Source organism: Pseudomonas sp. GD03903, from assembly GCF_029840045.1.
GTDB lineage: Bacteria > Pseudomonadota > Gammaproteobacteria > Pseudomonadales > Pseudomonadaceae > Pseudomonas > Pseudomonas pseudonitroreducens.
This window is the reverse complement of record NZ_JAOCBT010000014.1, coordinates 20,181-41,986: the sequence shown is the minus strand read 5'-3', so window position 1 is coordinate 41,986 and position 21,806 is coordinate 20,181. Positions and strand designations below refer to the sequence as shown.

Sequence of the window (21,806 nt, the reverse complement as noted above, 5' to 3'; positions counted from 1 at the left end):
CCTCACAGGAGCATCACCATGCATTACCAGCAACCCAAGCAACTGCAAGCCGCGATCCTCGACTGGGCCGGCACCGTGGTCGATTTCGGCTCCTTCGCGCCGACCCAGATCTTCGTCGAAGCCTTCGCCGAATTCGGCGTCCAGGTCAGCCTGGAAGAAGCCCGCGGCCCCATGGGCATGGGCAAGTGGGACCACATCCGCACCCTGTGCGACATCCCCGCCATCGGCGAGCGCTACCGCGCGGCCTTCGGTCATCTGCCCACCGACGATGACGTCACGGCCATCTACGAACGCTTCATGCCGCTGCAGATCGAGAAGATCGCCGAGCATTCGGCGCTGATCCCCGGCGCTCTGGAAGCCATTGCCACCCTGCGCAAGGGTGGGCTGAAGATCGGCTCCTGCTCCGGCTACCCGGCGGTGGTGATGGAGAAGGTCGTGGCACTGGCCAAGACCAACGGCTACGTCGCCGACCACGTGGTCGCCACCGACGAAGTGCCCAACGGCCGCCCGCACCCGGCACAGGCGCTGGCCAACGTGATCGCCCTGGGCATCAATGACGTCGCCGCCTGCGTGAAGGTCGACGACACCTGGCCGGGCATCCTCGAAGGCCGCAGCGCCGGCATGTGGACCGTGGCGCTGACATGCTCGGGCAACGCCCTGGGCCTGACCTATGAGCAATACAAGGCGCTGCCGGCGCACCAACTGGAACAGGAACGCCAGCGCATCGGCCAGATGTTCGAAGGCTCGCGGCCGCACTACCTGATCGACACCATCGCCGAACTGCCGGCGGTGATTGCCGATATCAACGCGCGCCTGGCGCGGGGCGAGATGCCGCAGAGCAGTTGATTGATCGGTTCAACCAAGAAGGCCCGCCCAGCGCGGGCCTTCTGCTGTCTGTAGGAGCGAGCTTGCTCGCGAACATCACCATGGAGAATCGGTTCGCGAGCAAGCTCGCTTCTACAAAAGATTGGCCATGCCACACCGTGATATCGCAGCAATAGCACTTCAGACCGTTCGTCAGTCCTCGGTAAAAATTCGGAACAAAATTTCCGTCCTTCATCTCGAACCGTCGGAACTGTCATATCCGCGTTACACATCCGATAGCGGTGTATCAACGGATTTACAGCGATTAGAACGGATTCACGGTCGCATTCCGGACCTTTCGTCATAATTCGACGAGTTATTGCAAGATATTTCACAAGGACGCGAAATGGCTCTTCTCTCTTGCCGTAGAGAGCTGCCGGTGGCTGCCGGCCCTGCTCCACGCACCCCACGGACGGGTATCGATTCCCCCCTTCGAAGCGCACTGCGCCAGGCCATCCTGGCCTCCCTGGCCGTGAGTGCCTGCACTGGCGTCGCCCTCGCCGCCGACCCGCTCCCCGCCCAGCAGCTTCTGCAGCAGCAGGAGCGTGATCGCGCGCTGCGCGAGCAGATGGAACCCTCGCCGGATGTGCGCCTGAAGCTGCCGCCCAGCGGCCTGGAAGGCAACCGCCTGCCGCGCAACGAGGCGCCCTGTTTTGCGATCCGCCAGATCACCCTGACCGGCGACGCCGCCGAGCAATTCCAGTGGGCCCTGCGCGCCGCCGACCCTAAGGACGACCCGGCCAGCGGCCAGTGCCTGGGCGCCAACGGCATCAACCTGACGATGAAGCGCATCCAGAACGCCATCATCGAACGCGGCTACGTCACCTCCCGCGTACTGGCGCAGCCGCAGGACCTGAAGAGCGGCACCCTGGCGCTGACCCTGGTGCCGGGGCGTATCCGCTCGATCCGCTTCGCCGAGGACACCTCGCACCGCGCCAACGCCTGGAACACCGTGCCCGCCAAGCCCGGCGACCTGCTCAACCTGCGCGACATCGAACAGGCGCTGGAGAACTTCAAGCGGGTGCCCACCGCCGACGCCGACATCCAGATCACCGCCGCCGAAGGCGCCGGCGCGCAGCCCGGCGAGAGTGACCTGGTGATCGCCTGGCGGCAGAAATTCCCGATCCGCTTCAGCCTCTCGGTGGACGACTCGGGCACCGACGAGACCGGCAAGTACCTGGGTACCACCTCGGTGTCCTTCGACAACTTCCTGACCCTCAGCGACCTCTTCTACTTCAGCTACAACCACGACCTGGGCGGCGGCGACTCCGGCGATCGCGGCTCGCGCGGCCACACCCTGCACTACTCGGTGCCCTTCGGTTACTGGCTGCTGGGAGTGACCTCCAGCGAGTACGACTACCACCAGACCATCTCCGGGGCGAACCAGGACTACAGCTACAGCGGCGAGAGCAAGAACGACGAGATCAGCCTCACCCGCATGCTCTACCGCGACGCCGTGCGCAAGACCACCGCCAGCATCGGCGGCTGGAGCCGGCGCTCGAAGAACTGGATCGACGATACCGAGATCGAGATCCAGCGCCGGCGCATGGCCGGCTGGTCGTTCGGCCTGACCCATACCGAGTACATCGGCGCCTCCACCCTCTACCTGAGCAGCGGCTACCGCCGCGGCACCGGAGCGCGCAACGCCATGGCGGCGCCGGAGGAGCCCTTCGACGAAGGCACCTCGCGCTCCAAGATCATCACCGCCGAAGCCCAGCTCAGCGTGCCCTTCGCCCTGGGCGACCAGCGCCTGCGCTACAGCAACACCTGGCGCGCGCAATGGAACCGCACGCCGCTGGTACCCCAGGACCGCTTCACTATCGGCGGGCGCTACAGCGTGCGCGGCTTCGACGGCGAGCAGATCCTCTCCGCCGACCGTGGCTGGCTGACCCGCAACGACCTCGGCCTGGCGCTCGGCCAGACCGGCCAGGAGGCCTACGTGGGCGTGGACTACGGCGAAGTCGGCGGGCAATCGAGCAAGTACCTGATCGGTACCCACCTGGCCGGCTACGTGCTGGGCCTGCGCGGCGGCTATCGCGGAGTGTCCTACGACGTCTTCGTCGGCCAGCCGATCAGCAAGCCCAAGGGCTTCGACACCGCCAGCACCACCGGTGGCTTCAACCTGACCTGGTCCTTCTGAGGAGGCGCCCATGCATATCGACGGATTCGACATCACCGCGCCGGGCTTCTTCGACGAGCCCTGGAGCGAAGCCGAGGCGCTGGGCTCGGCGGTCTGGCTGTGGCTGCACTCGGCGTCCCACCGCGACATCCCGCTGCACGCGCTCAATGCCCTGCTGCTGCCGGCGATCAGCCATCGGCAGTTCATCCTCGGCCGGCAGAACGGCCGCCCGGTGTTCTACGTCGCCTTCAGCAACCTGAGCCTGGAAGCCGAGGCGCGCTACCTGAGCCAGCCGGCCATCTGCATGCCGGCCGCCGACTGGAACAGCGGCGAGCGCATCTGGTTCAACGACTGGGTGGCGCCGTTCGGCCACTCCGTTCCGGTGTCGCGCGTCCTGCAGCGGCACTTCTTCGCCAACCGCTGCGGCCGGGCGCTGTACCACCGTGGCGAACAACGCGGCCTGAGGATCAAGAAGTTCCAGGGTGTCGCGGTCATGCCCGCCGAAGCGCGCGCATGGTTCTCCGACCACCCGCTGGCCATCCAGCTCTGAGCGCGCCCCGCGGCCTGCGCCCTGAACCGACAAAGGGATTTGTATGAACAAGCACCTCTACCGCATCGTCTTCAACAAGGCCCGCGGCCAACTGATGGTCGTCGCCGAGAACGTCAGCAGCGCCAGCAAGGCGCCCGGCACCACTGACGGCCCGCAGAGCGCGTGCGCCGGCTCGTTGCTGGTCAGCCTGCGCCCGTTGCGCTTCGCCCTGATGGCGACGCTTGGGCTGATCAGCCTGGCCGCCCCGCTGGCCCATGCCGACATCGTCGCCGACCATGGCGCGCCGCCCGGCCAGCAGCCGGGTGTGATCAATTCCGCCAACGGCGTGCCCCAGGTGAACATCCAGACGCCCAGCGCCGCCGGCGTCTCGCGCAACACCTACAGCCAGTTCGACGTGAACCAGCAAGGCGCGATCCTCAACAACTCGCGCAACAGCGTGCAGACCCAGCTCGGCGGCTGGATCGACGGCAACCAGAACCTGGCCAACGGCACCGCGCGGGTGATCCTCAACGAGGTCAACGGCAGCAACCCCAGCCAGCTGCGCGGCTACGTCGAGGTGGCCGGCGACCGCGCCCAGGTGGTGATCGCCAACCCGGCAGGGATCGCCTGCGACGGCTGCGGTTTCATCAATGCCAACCGCGCCACCCTCACCACCGGCACCGCGCAGATCGTCGACGGCCAGTTGCAGGGCTACGAAGTGCGCGGTGGCCGCATCGCCATCACCGGCAAGGGCCTGGACGCCAGCCAGACCGACTTCACCGACGTGATCGCGCGCTCCGTGGAGGTCAACGCCGGCGTCTGGGCCAAGGACCTGCGCGTCACCGCCGGGGCCAACCAGGTCAACGCCGACAACAGCAGCGCACGGCCCATCGAAGGCAACGGCGAGAAGCCCTCGGTGGCCATCGACGTCGCCCAGCTCGGCGGCATGTACGCCGGCAAGATCATGCTGGTGGGCACCGAATCCGGCGTCGGCGTGCGCAACGCCGGGCAGATCGGCGCCAGCGCCGGCGACGTGGTGATCAGCGCCGACGGGCGCATCGGCAACAGCGGCCAGATCAACGCCACTGCCAATGTGCGCCTGGACAGCAACGGCGGCATCGACAACAGCGGCTCGCTCTACGCCAAAGGCGACAGCGCCCTGAGCAGCCGCGGCGACATCCGCAACAGCGGCATCGCCGCGGCGCAGCAGAACGTCAGCCTGAACGCCAATGGCATCGTCAACGACAGCCAGGCCACCCTGGCCGCCGGCGTGCAGGCGGACGGCAGCATCGGCAGCAGCGGCCGGCTCGACATCAAGGCCGCGCGGCAGGTGAAGAGCCAGGGCGCCACCCTCGCCGGTGGCGACCTCGAGATCGCCGGCACCGACCTTGACCTCAAACAGGGCCAGGCCAGCGCCCAGAACATTCGCCTGAGCGCCACCGCCAGTGCCGACCTGAGCGGAGCGACGCTGGACGCCGGCAGCCTCCTTGCAGCGAACATCGCGCAGAAGCTGACCTCCGACTCGGCCAGGCTGGCCGGCAGCAGCGTGCAGCTGCAGGCCCACGACCTGTCCAACCGCAAGGGCGAGATCATCCAGACCGGCAACGGCGACATGACCCTCGCCCTCCCCGGCACCCTGGACAACAGCGACGGCCGTATCGCCAGCAACGCCACCAACCTGACCCTTGGCGCCCTGAACCTGGACAACCGCCGGGGCAAGGTCGAACACGCCGGCAGCGGCACCTTGAAGGTCAGCGCGAACTCCGTCGATGGCCGCAACGGCTCCATCGCCAGCAACGGCCAGTTGCAGGCCAGCCTGAACGACGCCTTGCTCGACGGCGCCAGCACCGTGGCGCGGCAGATCAGCATCGATGCCGCATCGCTGTCCAACCGCCAGGGCGAAATCCTCCAGACCGGCGCCGGCACCCTGCGCGTCAGCACCAGCGGCCTGCTGGACAACAGCGGCGGCACCCTCGCTGGCAACGGCGGCGTGCAGCTGGACGCCGGCAGCCTGCTGAACCAGTCCGGCGCGGTCCAGGCTGCCGGGGGCGACCTCCAGGCCAAGGTCAAGAGCAAGCTGGACAACACCTCCGGCACCCTCGCCGCCACCGGCAACTCGCGCCTGGAGGCTGGCGAGCTGGTCAACGCCAAGGGCAAGGTCACCGCCATCGGCACGCTCGACGTCAGCGCCGGCAAGCTCAACAACGACAGCGGCACCCTCGCCGCCAAAGGCGCACTGACGGCCCGTGGCGATAGCATCAGCAACCAGGCCGGCACCCTCGGCTCGGTGGACGGCAGCGTGGCCGTCGACGCCACCCGGGGCACCCTGGACAACCGCCGCGGGCGCATCGAAGGCCAGCAGCAGATCACCCTGTCCGGCCAGGGCGTGCTCAACGGCAACGGCCTGATCAGCGCCGGCAACCTCAAGCTCGACAGCAACCGCGCCACGCTCGACAACCAGGACGGTGTGCTGATCGCCACCGACGGCGTGGAGCTGCAGACCGGCGCGCTGAACAACCAGGGTGGCCTGGCCCAGGCCGGCGGCCTGCTGCGCATCGACGCCCACGGCCAATCCATTGGCAACACCGACTCCGGCGCCAGTGGCGGCCTGCTCGGCAAGGGCGGGGTGATCCTCGCCAGTGGCAACCTGGACAACAGCGCCGGCTTCATCGGCGGCAAGGGCGATCTCGACCTCACCAGCGCGCAGATCGCCAACAATCGCGGCGGCCTGCTGACCAGCGAAGGCAACGTGCGCATCAAGGCCAGCGGCCTGGACAATCGCGGCGGCCAGCTGCAGACCCTCGGCGATGCCGTGCTCGACCTTGCCAGTGGCCGCCTGGACAACACCGGCAGCCTGCTGCGCGCCGGCGGCAAACTGCTGGTCACGGCGGGCAGCGTCGACAACCGCAACACCCTGGGCACCGACCAGGGTCTCGAAGGCCATTCGCTGACGCTCAGCGCCAGCCAGATCGACAACCAGTCCGGTGCGTTGCGCGCCGACGAGACCCTCACCCTCAATAGCAGTGGCCAACTGGACAACAGCGGCGGTCTGGTCAGCTCCAGCAAGGACCTGAACATCCTGGACGGCGCGGCCAGCAAGTCCCTGGCCATCCTCAACCACAACGGCAAGCTGATCGCCGGGCAAAAGCTGAGCATCGACGCCAGGAACCTGGGCGGCGACGGCAAGACCCTGAGCCTGGGCGACATCAGCCTGAAGCTGCGCGACAGCTACGTGCACAGCGGCCAGCTGCAGGCCAACGGCAGCATCGACCTGCAGACTGCCGGCAACCTGGAGAACCAGGCACGCCTCGTCGCGGGCCAGGCGCTGAAGGTGACAGCCGGCAACCTGAACAACACCGCCACCGGCGAGCTGAGCGCCACCAACCTGACCCTCGACACCAGCGGCACCTTGACCAACCGCGGCCTGCTCGACGGCCAGACCACCCGTGTCAACGCCGGCACCCTGAACAACCTCGGCAGCGGGCGCATCTATGGCGACCAGTTGTCGGTGTCCGCCGGCAGCCTGCGCAACGACGTGGAGGACGGCAAGGCCGCCGTGATCGCCGCGCGCAACCGCCTCGACATCGGTGTCGGCTCGCTGCTCAACCGCGAGCATGCCCTGCTCTTCAGCGCCGGCGACCTCTACATCGGCGGCGCCCTCGACGGTACTGGCCACGCCACCGGCAGCGCCAGTGAAATCCGCAACGCCAGCGCCACCATCGAAGCCCTGGGCGACCTGGGCCTGGCCAGCGCCGTGCTGCGCAACACCAACGAGCATTTCAGTACCCAGGAAGTGGAACTCAGCCGCGAAAGCATCCTCGAGTACCAGCTCACCGGCTCCACCACCCGCTACAAGCCGGAGCAGATTTCCGTCTACAACTCCGAGGTCGATCACCTGGTCACCCCCGAAGGCACCCGTGACGACTGGAACCTCTACAGCTACACCCGCGTGACCCGCGAAACGCAGATCCTCAGCTCCGATCCGGCGCAGATTCTCGCCGGCGGCAATATGCGCCTGGACGTTGCCGACGCGCTCAACGACAAGAGCCGGATCATCGCCGGCGGCACCCTCAGCGGTAACCTGGGCCACCTGGAAAACACCGAGGCGCCCGGCGCGCGCACCACCACCGAGAGCGGCGTGGTCACCCACTTCTATCGCATCCAGAAGAAGGGCCGCGACAAACAGGGCGCCGATGGCGCCGCCTACAACCCGGCGGCCAGCATCGTCGACATTTTCCTCAAGCCCGGCGCCTACGAGCAGAACACCGCCCACGTCGGCAGCGGCACGCAGATCGGCGACCTCAATCTCGGCCGCGTCGACCAGCCGGCCTCCGGCGCGGGCGCCGCCCAGGTCAACGTCGGTAATGGCCGGGTGATCAGCCCGGTGCTGGAAGTTACCGCGGTGCAGAGCAAGAACAACGCCCGCGTCGCAGAGACCATCCGCACCGGCGGTATCGACACCCGCGTGCCGGACAACAGCCTGTTCCACGTCAACCCGCAGGCCACCAGCGGCTACCTGATCGAGAGCGACCCGCGCTTCACCAACTACCGCGCCTGGCTGTCCTCGGACTACATGCTCGACCGCCTAAAGCTGGACCCCGGCCTGACCCTGACGCGCCTGGGCGATGGTTTCTACGAGCAGAAACTGATCCGCGAGCAGATCGCCCAGCTCACCGGGCGGCGCTTCCTCGACGGCTACGGCAACGACGAAACCCAGTACCGCGCCCTGCTCGACAACGGCCTGACCTACGCCCAGGCCTGGAACCTGGTGCCCGGCGTCGCCCTGAGTCCCGAGCAGATGGCGCAGCTCACCAGCGACATCGTCTGGCTGGTGGCCAAGGACGTCACCCTGCCCGACGGCAGCGTGACCCGCGCGCTGGTGCCGCAGGTTTACGTGCGCGTGCGCCAGGGCGACATCGACGGCTCCGGCGCGCTGATGGCCGGGCAGAACGTCGACCTGAACATCCAGAACGACCTGGTCAACAGCGGCACCCTCGTTGGCCGCAACGTGCTGTCGATCACCGCGCAGAACATCCAGAACCTCGGTGGCCGCCTGACCGGTACCGATGTCGGCGTGAAAGCCGCCGGCGACCTGAACAACCTTGGCGGCCTGATCGACGCCAGCCACAGCCTCACCGCCGTGGCCGGCCGCGACATCAACCTGAGCTCCAGCACCCGCGACACCGAGAGTGCCCAGGGCAGCGCCACACGCGTATCGCGGGTCGCCGGGCTGTTCGTCTCCGATCCGGCCGGCGAGCTGATCGCCACCGCCGGGCGCGACCTCAACCTCAACGCCGCCCAGGTGGTCAACAGCGGCGCTGGCGGCAAGACCACCCTCGGCGCCGGCAACGACATCAACCTCGGCACCGTGGCCGTCCAGGAACAGCAGAGCATGACCTGGAACTCCAGCAACTGGCGCAAGGAGTCCAGCGCCGGCGAGGTGGGCAGCAGCGTGCAGGGCCAGGGCGACGTGCGCCTGATCGCCGGCCACGACCTCAACGCCCGTGGCGCCAGCGTGACCAGCGACCAGGGCGCGGTGCAGGCCTCCGCCGACCACGACGTCAACCTCACCGCCAGCCAGAACAACGCCATGGCCGACGAGGCGCACAAGGTCAAGAGCAAGACCGGCTGGTTCTCCTCCAAGACCATCGTCACCCGCGACACGGTCGACGAGCGCCTGTCCCAGGGCACCACCTTCAGCGGCGAGACCACCTACGTCAGCGCCGGCAACGACCTCAAGGTGGAAGGCAGCAACGTGGTCTCCAACGGCGACACCACCCTGGTGGCGGGCCGCAACGTGACCATCGCCTCGGCCACCGACCACCTCAACGAGCAGCACAGCCGCGACGAGAAGAAGAGCGGCCTGTTCAGCGGCGGCGGCATCGGCTTCACCATCGGCAGCCAGCAGCAGTCGGTGAAGAACACCGACGACGGCGACAGCGCCGCCGCCAGCACCGTCGGCTCGATCAACGGCAACGTCAACATCAAGGCCGGCGAGGCTTACCGCCAGGTCGGCAGCAAGGTCAGCGCGCCCAGCGGTGATGTGAACATCGAAGGCCGCAGCGTGGACATTGTCGAGGCGCAGAACGCCCACCTCAGCACCCAGGAAAGCAAGTTCAAGCAGAGCGGCCTTTCCGTCACCCTGACCAACCCGATCATCAGCGCCGTGCAGACCGCGCAGCAGATGAAGAAGTCCGCCGAGCGCACCGACGACAACCGCATGAAGGCCCTGGCCGCGGCCAACGTCGCGCTGGAAGGTGCCGGAGCCGCCTCCGCCGTCATGGCCAATCCGGCCCAGGCCGGCGGCATCAACATCAGCATCTCCATCGGCGCGAGCAAGAACGAAAGCCGAAGCGAGCAGCGCGGCAGCACCGCCGCCGGCTCCAGCGTGAGCGCTGGGCGTGATGTGAACATCGTCGCCAGCGGCGCCGGCAAGGACAGCGACATCACCGTGCAGGGCAGCCAGATCAGCGCCGGTCGCGACGCCAATCTCAAGGCCGAGGGCGACATCGCCCTGCTCGCGGCGCAGAACACCGTCGAGCAGCACAGCACCAGCAAGGGCAGCAGCGCCAGCATCGGCATCGGCTTCGCCGTGGGCGGCACGCAGAACGGCTTCACCATCAACGCCGGCGCCTCGCAGAGCCGTGGCAACGCCGACGGCAAGGACCTGGTGTGGAGCAACACCCACGTCGACGGCGGACGCCAGGTCAACCTGCAGTCCGGTGGCGATACCCAACTGCGCGGCGCGCTGGTCAGCGCACCGCAGGTCACTGCCGATGTCGGCGGCAACCTGAGCATCGAGAGCCTGCAGGACACCAGCACCTACGACGCCAAGCAGTCGAGCAAGGGCGTGGGCGTCAGCCTGTGCATCCCGCCGTTCTGCTATGGCGCCTCCAGCGGCAGCGTCAGCAGCAACACCGCCAAGCAGAACTCCAACTACGCCAGCGTCACCGAGCAATCGGGGATCAAGGCCGGCGACGGCGGCTTCGACATCCGCGTGAACGGCAACACCGACCTCAAGGGCGGCCTGATCGCCAGCAGCGACGCCGCCATCGCGGCCGGGCGCAACCAGCTGAGCACCGGCACCCTGACCCAGGCGGACATCCACAACGCGGCAGACGCCAAGGCCACCAGCAGCGGCATCAACATCAGCTCCGACATGCTCACCCAGGGCAAGTACGGTGTCGGCAAGGCCATCGTCGGCAACGCGATGAACTCGGGCAAGGACTCCGGTTCCTCCTCCGGCGACACCCGCAGCGCCATCAGCGCCGGCACCGTGGTCATCACCGATGACGCCCTGCAACAGCAACTCACCGGGCAGAACGGCGCGGACACCGTCGCCGGCCTCAACCGCGACACCGCCAACGCGCACACCGCCGCCGAGCGCCAGGACGTCGACGAGATGCGCCGCACCGCCGAGGCGGAACAGGCGATCAAGAACGAAACCTACCGCCAGGCCGTGCAGTTCACCGACGACGCCTACCGCAAGATGTTCCTGGAAAAGGCGCGGATGTTCGTCATCCTCACCGACGAAAATGGCAACGTGCGGCGCGACGACCAGGGCGTTCCCCTGCGCCGCGAGCTGACCGAGGAGGAGAAGAGCAACCTGCAACCGGGCGCCGATGGCCGCGTGCACATTGCCAACAACGGCATCTTCAACGACGAGAATGGCGCAGCCAAGTACGCGGCGCAGCACAGTACCTCTGACGGCCCGCAGTACTTCATCTGGTTCCCCGATGCCAGCAACTCGGTTTCCGAGCTGCTCATCGCCGGCTACCAGAAATACCTGGAGAACGACTTCTGGGGCCTGGCCAACGCCACCGTCGAGACCCGCGACGCGCTGCTGCGCTATGGCGAGACCGGCCTGCACATCGACGGCCACAGCCGCGGCTCGATGACCACCGGCAATGCCATGGAGTCCATCGCACGGCTGCCCGACCCCAGCGGCAGCCTGAGCAACACCACCCTCAACTTCTACGGCCCGGCCTACAACGCCGCCAAGGCTGACGACCTGCTGGCGATGCTGCAGAATCGCGATGATCTGAGCGACGAGCAGAAGAACGCCATGGTGTTGCAACTGCAGAACCACAACACCGACCCGGTGGGCGGCTGGATCGGCTGGAACCCCGGCACCGGCGGCACCATCCCCGAAGACAGCAACACGCTCAAGGAGATCAAGAACGTGGCCGGCGGCAAGTACACCGTGCACAACTGCTATGGAGCGGGCGACAAGGAATGCCAGCAATTCTGGATGGACAAGCCGGGCCAGGTGCCGCAGCTGACACCCGTGAAGACCTACCCGCAGCAGCCATGAGCGCGATGATCAAAGGCAGCGCTCGTCTCGTTCCCCTCCTCGCCTGCCTGCTCGTGGCGGCCTGCAGCCAGGCGCGGCCGTTCCAGCCGCCGCCGCCGCTCTACGAGCTGTGGGCCAAGCCCGGCGTCGACCGGCAGGGCGTACGCAATGCCCTGCTGGGTTGCGGTTTCCCGGACTCCGCCCACGTCGACAGCACCACCATCACCAACAACGACTACGCCCGTGGCGAGCAGTGCATGCTCGGCAAGGGCTTCGTCCACCAGGGCCGCCACACTTACTGCGACATCCACTCGCAGCTTCCCGCCTGCAAGGCAGCCGGCGTTGCGCAGAAACCTTCGTCGGTGAAACGTCGTCCCGCCTACGAGCAGTGGGAGCATTCCGGCACCGATAGCCAAGGCGTGCAGGATGCGATGAAGGCCTGCGGCTATACCACGGTCATCGAACCCATCGACGAGATGCTACTCAACGACATCGCGGCGGCGCAGCTGTGCATGCTCGATCAGGGTTTTCACTTCAACCAGCCCGCCAACGCCCTGCTGTGCAAGAACCCGCCGGTCCTGCCCGCCTGCCGTGGCAAGGTCATCGATACCCGGAACTGCTGCGCGCCGCCCAAGGCCGCTGGGCAGCCTTGAAACAGGAACCAGGATGCTCCTCTCCACCTTCCGCCACGTCACTGGCTCGCTGGCTGTCGCGGCGCTGCTTAGCGGCTGCGGCAACTTCGCCAACGTCCGCTCCTACTCCACGCCCTACTCCACCCCGGCAAGCAGCGAGACGGCGCGCCTGCGGGTGATCACCAACGGCATGGCCCGCGGCGTCCCCGCCAGCGCCTGCATCGACTGGCGCCGCGCAGGCGCCGGGGTGATCGCCGTGGCGCAATCCGGATTCGCCAACCGCAACGGCCAGAGCCTGGGCATGCCGCCCAGCCGCCAGGCGGAACAGCTGCGCCAGGGCGGCTTCGTCAGCAGCGAAGTGAATGTCCCGGCGAACCAGCCCTTCGCCGTCAACTTCCAGAGCCAGGGCATGGTCAGCAGCGGTTATTCGTACAGTTGCCAGCAGTCCATGACCTTCACCCCCGAAGCCGGGCAGGACTATGAACTGTTGCTGATGGAGAGCGGCCAGTGCCTGGCGCGGCTGGTACGCCTGGGCGATGGCCGCAACCTCAGCGGCAGCCTGCAGGACACCGGCTTGTGCAAGGCCTCCGATGCGCTCTGAGCGCCGCTTTCAGGGTTGCGAATACGGCGGATAGCGGTCATCCGGTACGCGCCGCTGGTTGCCGGGGTCCGGCCCGTCTTCGGGAGCATGGGGCGGATGGGGCGGGTCGACCTGCGGGTCGGCCAGGTCCGGCGAATCCGGATCGAACCCCAGGTCGGGGTCCACGTGGTGCGAGCCATCGGCGGGCGCCTGGCCCGACGCGAACAGCCAGCGCTCGCTGGCAGCCACGGGATGCTCGCTGAGGGGGACATGGCGTTTCATGATCACCTCCTGCGTCTCTGGCAGTGACAAGGCAGTTTACGCAGCCATTGCCGAGCGCTTGCCTCGTACCGACCACCGGCCGGTTTCGCTCGCCGCCGCAGGGAAACCCGCGATCTAGACCATGGTCGCAAAGACCCGACCGCCCATCTGTGACACCTTCGCGCGCTTTTTTAGCGCTCCGGAGTCACCGCATGCCCTCGCCCCTCTCCTCCAGCCCGCTCACCCGCCTGAGCGCCCTCGCCCTGCTCGGAGGCATTGCCGCCCCGGCCAGTGCCGACTTCCTGGAGGACAGCAGCGCGCGCCTGGAATCACGCACCTTCTACTTCAACCGCGACTTCCGCGATGGCAGCTCGTCCAACCCGCAGGGCGCTTCCAAGCGCGAAGAGACCGCGCAGGGCTTCATCCTCAATCTGCAGTCGGGCTACACCGAGGGCACCGTCGGCTTCGGCGTCGACGCCCTGGCCATGCTCGGCGTCAAGCTCGACTCCAGCCCGGCCGACAGCAACAGCGGCCTGTTGCCTGCCAGCGGCCACGACCCACGCCATTCCGCGGACCAGTACGCCAAGGCTGGCGTCACCGGCAAGCTGCGCGTGTCCCGCAGCCAACTGAAGTACGGCGCGATGCTGCCGGACATGCCGCTGCTCAAGTACAACGACGGCCGCCTGCTGCCCAACATGTTCCACGGCGCGCAGCTGACCAGCGAGGAAATCGCCCACCTCAAGCTCACCGCCACACGGCTGGAGCGCTACACCGCGCGCGACTCCAGCGATGCCCAGGACGTGCGCCTGAACTGCAAGAACAAGCGCTACGCCTGCGACACCACCGGCAACCGCTTCGACGCCTACCAGGCCGACTATCAGGTCAATGACCAACTGCTGCTGCAATACGCCCAGGGCGGGCTGGAGAACGTCTATCGCCAGCGCTACGTCGGCATCGTCGGCAAACAGGCGGTGGGCGCCGGCAAGCTCAGCGCCGACCTGCGCTGGTTCGACAGCGACGACGACGGCTCGGCCCGCGCCGGCGAGATCGACAACCGCGCGCTGAGCCTGCTGCTGTCCTACGCCCAGGGCGGCCACACTCTCAGCGCCGGCTGGCAGCGCATGAGCGGCGACAGCTCCATGCCCTACCTCGACGGCAGCAACCCCTACCTCGCCAACTACGTGCAGGTGAACGACTTCGCCAACGCCGGGGAGCGCTCCTGGCAACTGCGCTACGACTTCGACCTGCGCAGCGTCGGCGTGCCCGGCCTGAGTTTCATGACCCGCTACGTCAACGGCGACCACATCGCCCTGGCCAATGGCGACGAGGGCAAGGAATGGGAGCGCGACGTGGAGTTCAAGTACGTGATCCAGGCCGGCACCTTCAAGGACCTCAGCCTGCGCCTGCGCAACGCCACCTACCGCACCAACTACGAACAGTCGGCGCGGGACGTGGACGAGGTGCGGCTGATCGCGAGCTACAACTTCTCGATTCTCTGAGGCCGATTCACAGCAGGCGCGGGCCATTCCCATAGCCGCGCCCAACTGTGGGAGCAAGCTTGCTCGCGAACCGCATCCCGCCGCCCTCCCGGCACGCGTTGGCATTGATGGGTATCGCTGCGCTCCACGCCATCCTACATTCGCGCTTCGCCGTGATGCCGCTGCAGTCAGGGACAACGATCGCGGGCACAGTCCCCTGCGGTCCTACGTGATGGGTAAAGGGATGAGACCCGATTCATTCTGTCGGCAATGTCCTGCTGCTGCATCGCGGTCATCAACCGAAAAGTCCCACGGGCCATTAGCCTTGCGGGCCTACAAGCGCCGTCCATAGCCTCTGTTCCGCCGCAGCGTCATCGCGGTCGGGCGTAGGAACCCGAGCAACGACTCTCAGGGCACGGTAGCTTCGTAGCCACGACTCACAGACACAGTTCGTCTGGAGGGTTCGTGTTCTATGGTGGTCGTGCGGGGAGGCCCTCGGGCCTACCGGTTCCTGAGACCGGCGTTTCCTACCCTCGCACGGCCGCCTCTCTTCCCGTAGGAAAGGTTGATTGACGGCTCCCAACCACTCTCAGGAAGTGAGCCTCATGCACTACCCCCCTTTCTCCCCCGCGCACCACCTTCCCTCGCCGCAAGCCCTCCCCGTGGAGGTGCCCCATGCGTGAATTCCTCCCGGTACCCCTGACCGGCCAATGCGGCGAAGAAGTCCTCTTCATCAACGCCCTGGCCCCCGTCGCCCACCTGCGTGAAGCCGCACTGCGGCGCATGACCGCCGTCGAAGACCTGCTGCAGCTGATGCAGAACGACAGCGACCGCGGACTGGTCCAGGCCACCGCGCGCCTGGCCTCCGCCCTCGCTCCGCTGGCCAGCGAGGCGCGCCAGCTCTATGAGTTGGCGTTGGAACGCCCCGGCTACCAGGCGGGGCCGACAGAACGATGAGTACCTCCACCGACGCGGCCATCGAGCACTACAGCGCCGCCCTGCACGCCATCGACGCGATGCGCCCGCTCCTGCGGCAATACCAGGACCCTTACCTGCTGACCCTGCTGGCCCGCGCGGAGGATCACTTCGAGAATGGCTTCTGGCTGGCCCACTTGCGGGTGCTGAGCAATATCCGGGAAATTCCGGCAACACCCTACTGCCGGCGCATTCCGCTGACGCCAACCCAGGCGCGGCATATCGATGTGCTGCGCACGGGCATGCTCGAGGCGCAACACAGCCTCGCACCGGATGATCGCTCCGCGCCCTGGAACGCGCTCTTCAGCGCACGCCAGCAGCACAGCGTGGGCATTGCCCGGCAGTGCTTCGAAACGGGCTTCCTGATCCGCTTCTTCCAGCTGCTGCAGGAAGCGCGGCACGGCGTGCCGCAGTGGTCGCTGGGCGCCCGCTGCATCACCCCGGGCCTGCGCAAGTATCGCTATCGACCCTGACTCGCCAGCCGGCCTGGCTCAGCCGGCCGGCGAGCTGCGCCTCACTTCTTGGCGGTGAGCGTGCTGTAGCTGGTGATCAGGTTGCGGTAATCAGGGATGTGGTTGGAGAACAGTGCGGCGAGGCCTTCGATGTCGTTGCGCCAGTCGCGGTGCAGCTCACAGGCCACGCCGAACCAGGTCATCATCTGCGCGCCTGCCGCCTCCATGCGGCGCCAGGCGGCGTCACGGGTGACTTCGTTGAAGGTGCCCGAGGCATCGGCGACGACGAACACGTCGAAGCCTTCTTCCAGCGCCGACAGCGCCGGAAACGCCACGCAGACCTCGGTGACGACGCCAGCGAGGATCAGTTGCTTCTTGCCGGTGGCCTTCACCGCCTTGACGAAGTCCTCGTTGTCCCAGGCGTTGATGTTGCCCGGGCGAGCGATGTAGGGCGCGTCGGGGAACAGGTCCTTCAGCTCGGGCACCAGCGGGCCGTTGGGGCCGTTCTCGAAGCTGGTGGTGAGGATGGTCGGCAGCTTGAAGTACTTGGCCAAGTCGGCCAGCGCCAGGACGTTGTTCTTGAACTTGTCCGGTTCGATATCGCGGACCAGTGACAGCAGACCGGCCTGGTGGTCGACCAGCAGCACGGCGGCCTGGGACTTGTCGAGACGGACATAGGGCTTGCTCATGGCGTTTCCTCTGGATGAAGGTCACCCGGCGCGGGGCGCCGGGCCGATGATGAGTCAGCGGTACTGCGTGCTCGCTCAGTTCGCGCGCGCCACTCGGCGCAATGGCAGGAATCAAGCGTAGGCCATGGAACCCGGTACGCCGGTACAAAAACATCGCACTTCGGCTCTGGCCACCGGTCCACGGTGGAGGATTTTGGAGAAAGGATGATGACGATCAGGTCTTCAGATTTCCCTTACAGACCTATCCAGCGACAAATCCTTACCATCCGTCGACATAATTGCCGTAACCAGTTCTTCTCAATGGAAATATTCGCTAAATGTCTAAGCTGAAAACTGTAGGAAGCGTGTGGGGGAGTCAGCGCCATGGCCAAGAACGTTAAGGAGCGCGCGACAGTCATCTGCCGCCTGGACGACAAGATCCTCTTCGTCCGCAAATCCAAGTCGAAGTGGAACCTGCCCGGCGGCCGCATCGAAGCCGATGAGCGCCCCGGCCAGGCGGCCACGCGCGAGCTGATCGAGGAAACCGGGCTGGCCATCGAGCAGATGAACTACGTGGCGCCGCTGGAGCTGTACCAGACGCTGCACTACGTGTTCGAAACGCCTGTCGACCCGACGCAGCAACCCACGCCGTTGAACGAAATTGCCGACTGCCGCTGGTTCACCCCGGAAGAAGCGAGCAAGCGCAACATCAACAAGTCGGTGCGGCGCCTGTTGCGTTCGTGCCTGAGCAAAGAGGCCGGCTGACGCCGGCCTTTTTCATCGCTCCATCTCCGCGCCCACGGCGGACAACGCAGGCGCGTTCGACTCTTACCAAGTGACCATGGCTGCGTAGATTGCTGTAGGAGCGAGCTTGCTCGCGAACCCTCTCGACGCCGGTGTCTGGTTGTTCGCGAGCAAGCTCGCTCCTACAAGGGCAAGGTGGCGTGGCCGTCAGGCCGTTCGGTTCGGGTGCTCTGCCTTACTGTTCGGTGCCTGAGGCACTCCAGCGCTTGCGCGCGTTCAGATAGGCGGCCAAGTCACCGTAGCCCAGGCGCTCGGCGATGCGTGTGCGGCTTTCCCCTTGCAACTCCAGGTGTTGCTCCAGTTCCTTGCGCACCTGGTCGAGCAATTCGCGAAAACCCATGCCCTGCTCCGCCAAGCGCCTGCGCAAGGTGCGCGGGCTCTGGTGCAACTGCTCGGCAATGGCTTCCAGGGCAGGGACTTCGCCGCGTTCGAGCATGCGCCGGGCGATACCGGCCGCGCTGGCCGCCCAGCCGCTGAGTTGGCGCAAGCGGGCAAGCCGGCGGTCGAGTTCCATCGTGAGCAGTTCCACCAGGCCGGCATGCCGCCCCAGCAGGGGCAGGGCGAGCGTCGGCGCGTCGAAGTACAGCCGGTTGCAGGCGCTGCCGAACTCGATGCGCTCGCCGAACCACGCCCGGTACTGCGCGTGGTACTCGGGCCGGGCATGGCTGAAGCAGGCGCGTACCGGCGTGATGGAGCAACCGGTCGCGCGGCGCAATTGCGTCATCGCCATCACGCTGTAGTGCTCCAGCAGATAACGGCTCAGCGGTTCGGGGGCGTCGATGATCAGCTCGACGGCGACGCTGTCGCCGTCCTCGAGCAGGTGGAAGGTGTCGGTATCGGCCGCCAACGGGGCGTAACGCACCCAGCACAGCACGGCCTGGCGCACGTCGGCGCAGAACTGCGCGAGGTGGGCGATCACATGCCAGTCCTGTGGGGTGAACTGGCCGAACAGTTGCAGGCCGATGGCCGGCTCCAGGCTCGCCGCTTCGAGCCACAGCTGCTCCAGTTCGATCAGGCTGTAATCGCTGTGGCGGCGCGCGCGATGGCTGCTCAGGTAGCGTTCCAGCACCTGGCCGAGCGGCCCGCGGTGGTAGCGCTGGGCCACAGGATTGGCCACTTCTCGGGTGTTTCTGTCCGTTTCGCGCATGGGTTGCCGTTCGGTCCTGGGTTCTGATGGGCACGCCTTGTCCCATTGGACCCGAACCGAGAGTGCCATGACTACAACAACAATGCTCCTCGATAATCCGACCGTGATCGTGGCGGGAATCTTCCTCGCCTTCATCCTTCTCGAACTGGCCTGCGCCACCTTCCGCCAACCCCGTGGCCAGCGCCGCGACGTGCTGATCGAGATTTTCGGCTCCAGCCTGCTGCTGGGGCTGACCTTTCCGCTGGTGATGTGGGCCAGCGGCGCCCTGCTCGACCTGGCCTTCCCGGCCGCCGCCGGCTCCCTGGCAGGCATCCCGTGGCTGGCGGGCTTCGCGCTGTTCCTGCTGTTCGACGACCTGACCCAGTACTGGTGGCACCGCCTGGCGCACCGCGTACCGGTGCTCTATGCCTTGCACCGCGCCCACCATTCGGCGCCCTACATGAGCATCCGCATCGTCTACCGCAACAACAGCTTCTATTACCTGCTGATGCCGGGCATCTGGTTCTCCGGGGCGCTGATCCACATGGGCCTGGCGAACGTCTACTACGTCTACCTGATCCTGAAGATGTGCGTGATCTTCGGCGCCCACAGCAACCTCGCCTGGGACGACAGGCTCTACCGCATCCGCGCCCTGCGCCCGCTGATGTGGCTGCTGGAGCGAACCATCTCGACGCCGGCCACCCATTCCGCGCACCACGGCCTGAACGCCGACGACGGGGTGACGAACTACAAAGGCAACTTCGGCAACCTGCTGTTCTTCTGGGACGTGCTGTTCGGTACGGCGAAGATCACCCGGCGCCGTCCGCAAACCTACGGCATCGAGGACCTGGCACCGGTGAGCTGGCAGGAGGAGGTGTTCTGGCCGCTGGTGCGGACCCGCGCGCCAGCCGCAGCCGAGGACGGCGCGGCGGAGGTGGCCCGATGAGCCCGAATATCGTCCTGGTCGCCGGCTCCAGCCAGTTGCACAGCCAGTCGGCGAAGGTCGCCCGTTACCTCGCCGGTCGCCTGGAGAGCCTGGCGCTGTGCGGTTGGGCCCAGGTCATCGACCTGGGTGCCGCGCCGCTGCCGCTGTGGCCGGCCACGGATACGCAGGAGCTCTGGCCGCAGCACCGCGAGCTGCTGCGCGAGGCCGATGCGCTGGTGATCATCGCCCCGGAATGGCACGGCATGGCTTGCCCGGCGCTGAAGAACTTCTTCCTCTATGCCGGGTTGCACGAGCTGGGGCACAAGCCGGCGCTGCCGGTGGGCGTCTCCGCGGGCCTTGGTGGCGCCTACCCGCTGGCGGAGCTGCGCGCCTCCAGCTACAAGAACAGCCGCATCGCCTACCTGCCGGAGCAACTGCTGGTGCGCCGGGTGGAGGGCATGCTCAACGACGGCCCGCCGAGCGATGAGGATGACCAGCGCCTGCGCGAACGCGCCGACTGGGCACTGCACATGCTCTGCCAGTACGCTGGCGCGTTGCGCGGGGTGCGCGAGCGTATCGATCTGCTCAACCCGGCCTACGCCAACGGCATGTGACGAATCCGGGAGGGTGCGCGGGAAGGCGCTTCAAGGTATCTTCAGCGCCTTCCCAGAAAAACTTCGAAAGGATTCGCCCTCCGATGCTTCGCGCCGCCCTGCTCTGCTCCACTGCGCTGTTTTCCAGCCTGACCTTCGCCCAGGTCGAGGTGAAGCCGGTGAAGCATTCCAAGGTCGGCGAAGTGCTGGCGGTGCGGATCAGCGAGGACATCGCTCCGGGCGACTACGAGCGGCTGTTCAAGGGGCTGTTGGCCAACCCCGGCAAGTTCGCCCGCAAGGTGGCCCTGCTCGACAGCATCGGCGGCAGCGCCGCCGAGTCGATCAAGATGGGCCGCCTGCTCCGCGAGTCGGGCTTCGAGACCCTGGTGCCGACCAACAGCGTCTGCCAGGGCTCGTGCGTCTACCTGCTGGCCGCCGGCAAACAGCGCACGGTGCGCGGCTACGTGGGCCTGCATCGCCCCTACTTCCCGGCCGGCGACTCGTCCCAGGCCGCGGGCAGCTACAACGCCCGCACCTACTTCCGCGACATGGATATTCCGCTGGAACTCGCCGATACCATGCAGAGCATCGACCCGCAGCGCATGCGCGTACTGACTCCGCAGGAACTGCAGCGCTACCGCCTGGGCGCCACGCCCAGCCAGATCAGCGCCCGCTGACGTCGAGCGGCCACTGGTCGGCGTCGAGGTAGCCGAGCAGGCGCGGGCTCTTGTCCGCTTCACTGAGCACGAAGAGCGTCGAGGTGTAGTCCGGGGTCGCCGGGTCGTCCACGCTCACCGAATGCTCCAGGTCCTCGATGCACTCGCTGTGGGTCACCAGGATCAGATTGCGGTGGGCGATCTTGTGCTGCAGCGCCTGGTCCAGCATCGAGCCTTCACATTTGTACAACCAGGGCTGCTCCGTCGGCGTCCGGCCGAACATCGAAGACGCGGTCTGCACGGCGCGCAGCTGGTTGCTGCTGAGGATGTCCGCATTGGCCAGGCCCAGCGCGGCGAAGTCCTGGCCGATCTCATGGGCGCTTTGCCCGCCACGCACGGTGATGCCACTGAGGTCGGCCATGCACGGAGCGCTGGAGCGGTCGCAGCGTTCGGCGTGGCGTACCAGGACGATCAGGTCGCCGTTCTGCCAGTGGGCACGCAATTCGGCCTGGCGCTGGACGTCACCGACCAGGGGTGTCGGCCGTGAGAAATCCAGCGGCAGGAAGCCACTGAGCAAGGCGATCACCGGAAGGATTGCCAGCAAGGACAGCCAACCGCGGGACAGGGAACTGAAAAGCTTTGGGATGGGCATGAGTTCGGCCGTACTGCAGAGAAGAGGTCCGCATCCTTTCCCTCCGTGACGGAGGGAGGCCCGACCCTTCCCTGGGATGACCATCGCACTGCGGGGTTGTCAGATGGCGGGCGATCAAACCCTATCCCCGGTTTCGTGAAGAAGCCGTTATGAATTGCTGAAGAATCCGTCTCTGTCAGAAATGACCGTCTGTCGCCCC

At 66.8% G+C, this 21,806-nt stretch carries 17 protein-coding genes; 13 read left to right on the top strand and 4 right to left on the bottom strand.

Annotated elements, in window-relative coordinates; all coding sequences use genetic code 11:
- Positions 1–18 precede the first annotated feature (18 nt).
- The 6 genes from phnX (at position 19) to N5C91_RS20830 (ending at position 13,038) form a co-directional block, all read left to right on the top strand.
- The gene (gene phnX, locus N5C91_RS20855) at positions 19–846 is read left to right on the top strand and encodes a phosphonoacetaldehyde hydrolase (RefSeq protein ID WP_279831716.1); all 828 of its coding nucleotides are present in this window, start codon (positions 19–21) and stop codon (positions 844–846) included.
- Between the two features lie 364 nt (positions 847–1,210).
- The gene (locus N5C91_RS20850; protein WP_279831715.1) at positions 1,211–3,004 is read left to right on the top strand and encodes a ShlB/FhaC/HecB family hemolysin secretion/activation protein; all 1,794 of its coding nucleotides are present in this window, start codon (positions 1,211–1,213) and stop codon (positions 3,002–3,004) included.
- Between the two features lie 10 nt (positions 3,005–3,014).
- Positions 3,015–3,533, top strand: a complete 519-nt coding sequence (locus tag N5C91_RS20845) for a toxin-activating lysine-acyltransferase (RefSeq protein WP_236198752.1) — start codon at positions 3,015–3,017, stop codon at positions 3,531–3,533.
- Between the two features lie 43 nt (positions 3,534–3,576).
- On the top strand, positions 3,577–11,826 hold the full coding sequence (locus N5C91_RS20840; protein ID WP_279831712.1) for a hemagglutinin repeat-containing protein: 8,250 nt from the start codon (positions 3,577–3,579) through the stop codon (positions 11,824–11,826).
- The gene (locus N5C91_RS20835; RefSeq protein WP_236170694.1) at positions 11,823–12,458 is read left to right on the top strand and encodes a hypothetical protein; all 636 of its coding nucleotides are present in this window, start codon (positions 11,823–11,825) and stop codon (positions 12,456–12,458) included. The genes N5C91_RS20840 and N5C91_RS20835 overlap by 4 nt, the downstream gene beginning before the upstream one ends.
- 13 nt (positions 12,459–12,471) lie before the next feature.
- Positions 12,472–13,038 carry a hypothetical protein gene (locus N5C91_RS20830; protein WP_279831711.1) on the top strand — a complete coding sequence of 189 codons (567 nt, stop codon included), beginning with the start codon at positions 12,472–12,474 and terminating at the stop codon, positions 13,036–13,038.
- 9 nt (positions 13,039–13,047) lie between these two features.
- Here N5C91_RS20830 and N5C91_RS20825 read toward each other — a convergent pair whose 3' ends face one another.
- On the bottom strand, positions 13,048–13,299 hold the full coding sequence (locus tag N5C91_RS20825) for a DUF6021 family protein (RefSeq protein ID WP_279831709.1): 252 nt from the start codon (positions 13,297–13,299) through the stop codon (positions 13,048–13,050).
- A 191-nt stretch (positions 13,300–13,490) separates the two neighbouring features.
- Here N5C91_RS20825 and N5C91_RS20820 point away from each other — a divergent pair, with 191 nt between their 5' ends.
- The 3 genes from N5C91_RS20820 (at position 13,491) to N5C91_RS20810 (ending at position 16,204) form a co-directional block, all read left to right on the top strand.
- A complete protein-coding gene (locus tag N5C91_RS20820) occupies positions 13,491–14,777 on the top strand; it encodes an OprD family porin (RefSeq protein WP_279831708.1) in 1,287 nt (428 codons plus the stop codon).
- 654 nt (positions 14,778–15,431) lie between these two features.
- On the top strand, positions 15,432–15,713 hold the full coding sequence (locus N5C91_RS20815) for a hypothetical protein (RefSeq protein WP_236170698.1): 282 nt from the start codon (positions 15,432–15,434) through the stop codon (positions 15,711–15,713).
- Complete coding sequence (locus N5C91_RS20810) at positions 15,710–16,204, top strand: hypothetical protein (RefSeq protein WP_236170699.1); 495 nt, start codon at positions 15,710–15,712, stop codon at positions 16,202–16,204. Before N5C91_RS20815 ends, N5C91_RS20810 begins: the two co-directional genes overlap by 4 nt.
- A gap of 41 nt (positions 16,205–16,245) precedes the next feature.
- Here N5C91_RS20810 and ycaC read toward each other — a convergent pair whose 3' ends face one another.
- Positions 16,246–16,872, bottom strand: a complete 627-nt coding sequence (gene ycaC / locus N5C91_RS20805) for an isochorismate family cysteine hydrolase YcaC (protein ID WP_205336358.1) — start codon at positions 16,870–16,872, stop codon at positions 16,246–16,248.
- A 363-nt stretch (positions 16,873–17,235) separates the two neighbouring features.
- Between ycaC and N5C91_RS20800 the strand changes: the two genes are divergently transcribed.
- Entirely contained in the window at positions 17,236–17,616 is a 381-nt protein-coding gene (locus tag N5C91_RS20800; RefSeq protein ID WP_236198746.1) for an NUDIX domain-containing protein, read from the top strand.
- A gap of 214 nt (positions 17,617–17,830) precedes the next feature.
- Here the strand turns inward: N5C91_RS20800 and N5C91_RS20795 are convergent, their stop codons facing one another.
- Complete coding sequence (locus N5C91_RS20795; RefSeq protein WP_279831703.1) at positions 17,831–18,802, bottom strand: AraC family transcriptional regulator ligand-binding domain-containing protein; 972 nt, start codon at positions 18,800–18,802, stop codon at positions 17,831–17,833.
- 67 nt (positions 18,803–18,869) lie between these two features.
- Between N5C91_RS20795 and N5C91_RS20790 the strand changes: the two genes are divergently transcribed.
- From N5C91_RS20790 to N5C91_RS20780, 3 genes are all read left to right on the top strand, one after another.
- Complete coding sequence (locus N5C91_RS20790) at positions 18,870–19,727, top strand: sterol desaturase family protein (RefSeq protein WP_279831700.1); 858 nt, start codon at positions 18,870–18,872, stop codon at positions 19,725–19,727.
- Positions 19,724–20,320 (top strand): NAD(P)H-dependent oxidoreductase, encoded by a 597-nt coding sequence (locus tag N5C91_RS20785; protein ID WP_279831698.1) that lies wholly within the window; start codon positions 19,724–19,726, stop codon positions 20,318–20,320. The genes N5C91_RS20790 and N5C91_RS20785 overlap by 4 nt, the downstream gene beginning before the upstream one ends.
- Before the next feature lie 83 nt (positions 20,321–20,403).
- A complete protein-coding gene (locus tag N5C91_RS20780) occupies positions 20,404–20,976 on the top strand; it encodes a hypothetical protein (protein WP_236170703.1) in 573 nt (190 codons plus the stop codon).
- On the opposite strand, the gene N5C91_RS20775 is transcribed toward N5C91_RS20780, so the two are convergent.
- Positions 20,963–21,559 carry a histidine phosphatase family protein gene (locus N5C91_RS20775; protein WP_236170704.1) on the bottom strand — a complete coding sequence of 199 codons (597 nt, stop codon included), beginning with the start codon at positions 21,557–21,559 and terminating at the stop codon, positions 20,963–20,965. The genes N5C91_RS20780 and N5C91_RS20775 overlap by 14 nt on opposite strands.
- Positions 21,560–21,806 lie beyond the last annotated feature (247 nt).

Coding starts and splice junctions, on each gene's coding strand:
- N5C91_RS20845 (WP_236198752.1), top strand. CDS start 3,015: ATGCATATCGACGGATTCGACATCACCGCGCCGGGCTTCTTCGACGAG.
- ycaC (WP_205336358.1), bottom strand. CDS start 16,872: ATGAGCAAGCCCTATGTCCGTCTCGACAAGTCCCAGGCCGCCGTGCTG.
- phnX (WP_279831716.1), top strand. CDS start 19: ATGCATTACCAGCAACCCAAGCAACTGCAAGCCGCGATCCTCGACTGG.
- N5C91_RS20840 (WP_279831712.1), top strand. CDS start 3,577: ATGAACAAGCACCTCTACCGCATCGTCTTCAACAAGGCCCGCGGCCAA.
- N5C91_RS20800 (WP_236198746.1), top strand. CDS start 17,236: ATGGCCAAGAACGTTAAGGAGCGCGCGACAGTCATCTGCCGCCTGGAC.
- N5C91_RS20795 (WP_279831703.1), bottom strand. CDS start 18,802: ATGCGCGAAACGGACAGAAACACCCGAGAAGTGGCCAATCCTGTGGCC.
- N5C91_RS20790 (WP_279831700.1), top strand. CDS start 18,870: ATGACTACAACAACAATGCTCCTCGATAATCCGACCGTGATCGTGGCG.
- N5C91_RS20780 (WP_236170703.1), top strand. CDS start 20,404: ATGCTTCGCGCCGCCCTGCTCTGCTCCACTGCGCTGTTTTCCAGCCTG.
- N5C91_RS20850 (WP_279831715.1), top strand. CDS start 1,211: ATGGCTCTTCTCTCTTGCCGTAGAGAGCTGCCGGTGGCTGCCGGCCCT.
- N5C91_RS20825 (WP_279831709.1), bottom strand. CDS start 13,299: ATGAAACGCCATGTCCCCCTCAGCGAGCATCCCGTGGCTGCCAGCGAG.
- N5C91_RS20830 (WP_279831711.1), top strand. CDS start 12,472: ATGCTCCTCTCCACCTTCCGCCACGTCACTGGCTCGCTGGCTGTCGCG.
- N5C91_RS20785 (WP_279831698.1), top strand. CDS start 19,724: ATGAGCCCGAATATCGTCCTGGTCGCCGGCTCCAGCCAGTTGCACAGC.
- N5C91_RS20810 (WP_236170699.1), top strand. CDS start 15,710: ATGAGTACCTCCACCGACGCGGCCATCGAGCACTACAGCGCCGCCCTG.
- N5C91_RS20835 (WP_236170694.1), top strand. CDS start 11,823: ATGAGCGCGATGATCAAAGGCAGCGCTCGTCTCGTTCCCCTCCTCGCC.
- N5C91_RS20815 (WP_236170698.1), top strand. CDS start 15,432: ATGCGTGAATTCCTCCCGGTACCCCTGACCGGCCAATGCGGCGAAGAA.
- N5C91_RS20820 (WP_279831708.1), top strand. CDS start 13,491: ATGCCCTCGCCCCTCTCCTCCAGCCCGCTCACCCGCCTGAGCGCCCTC.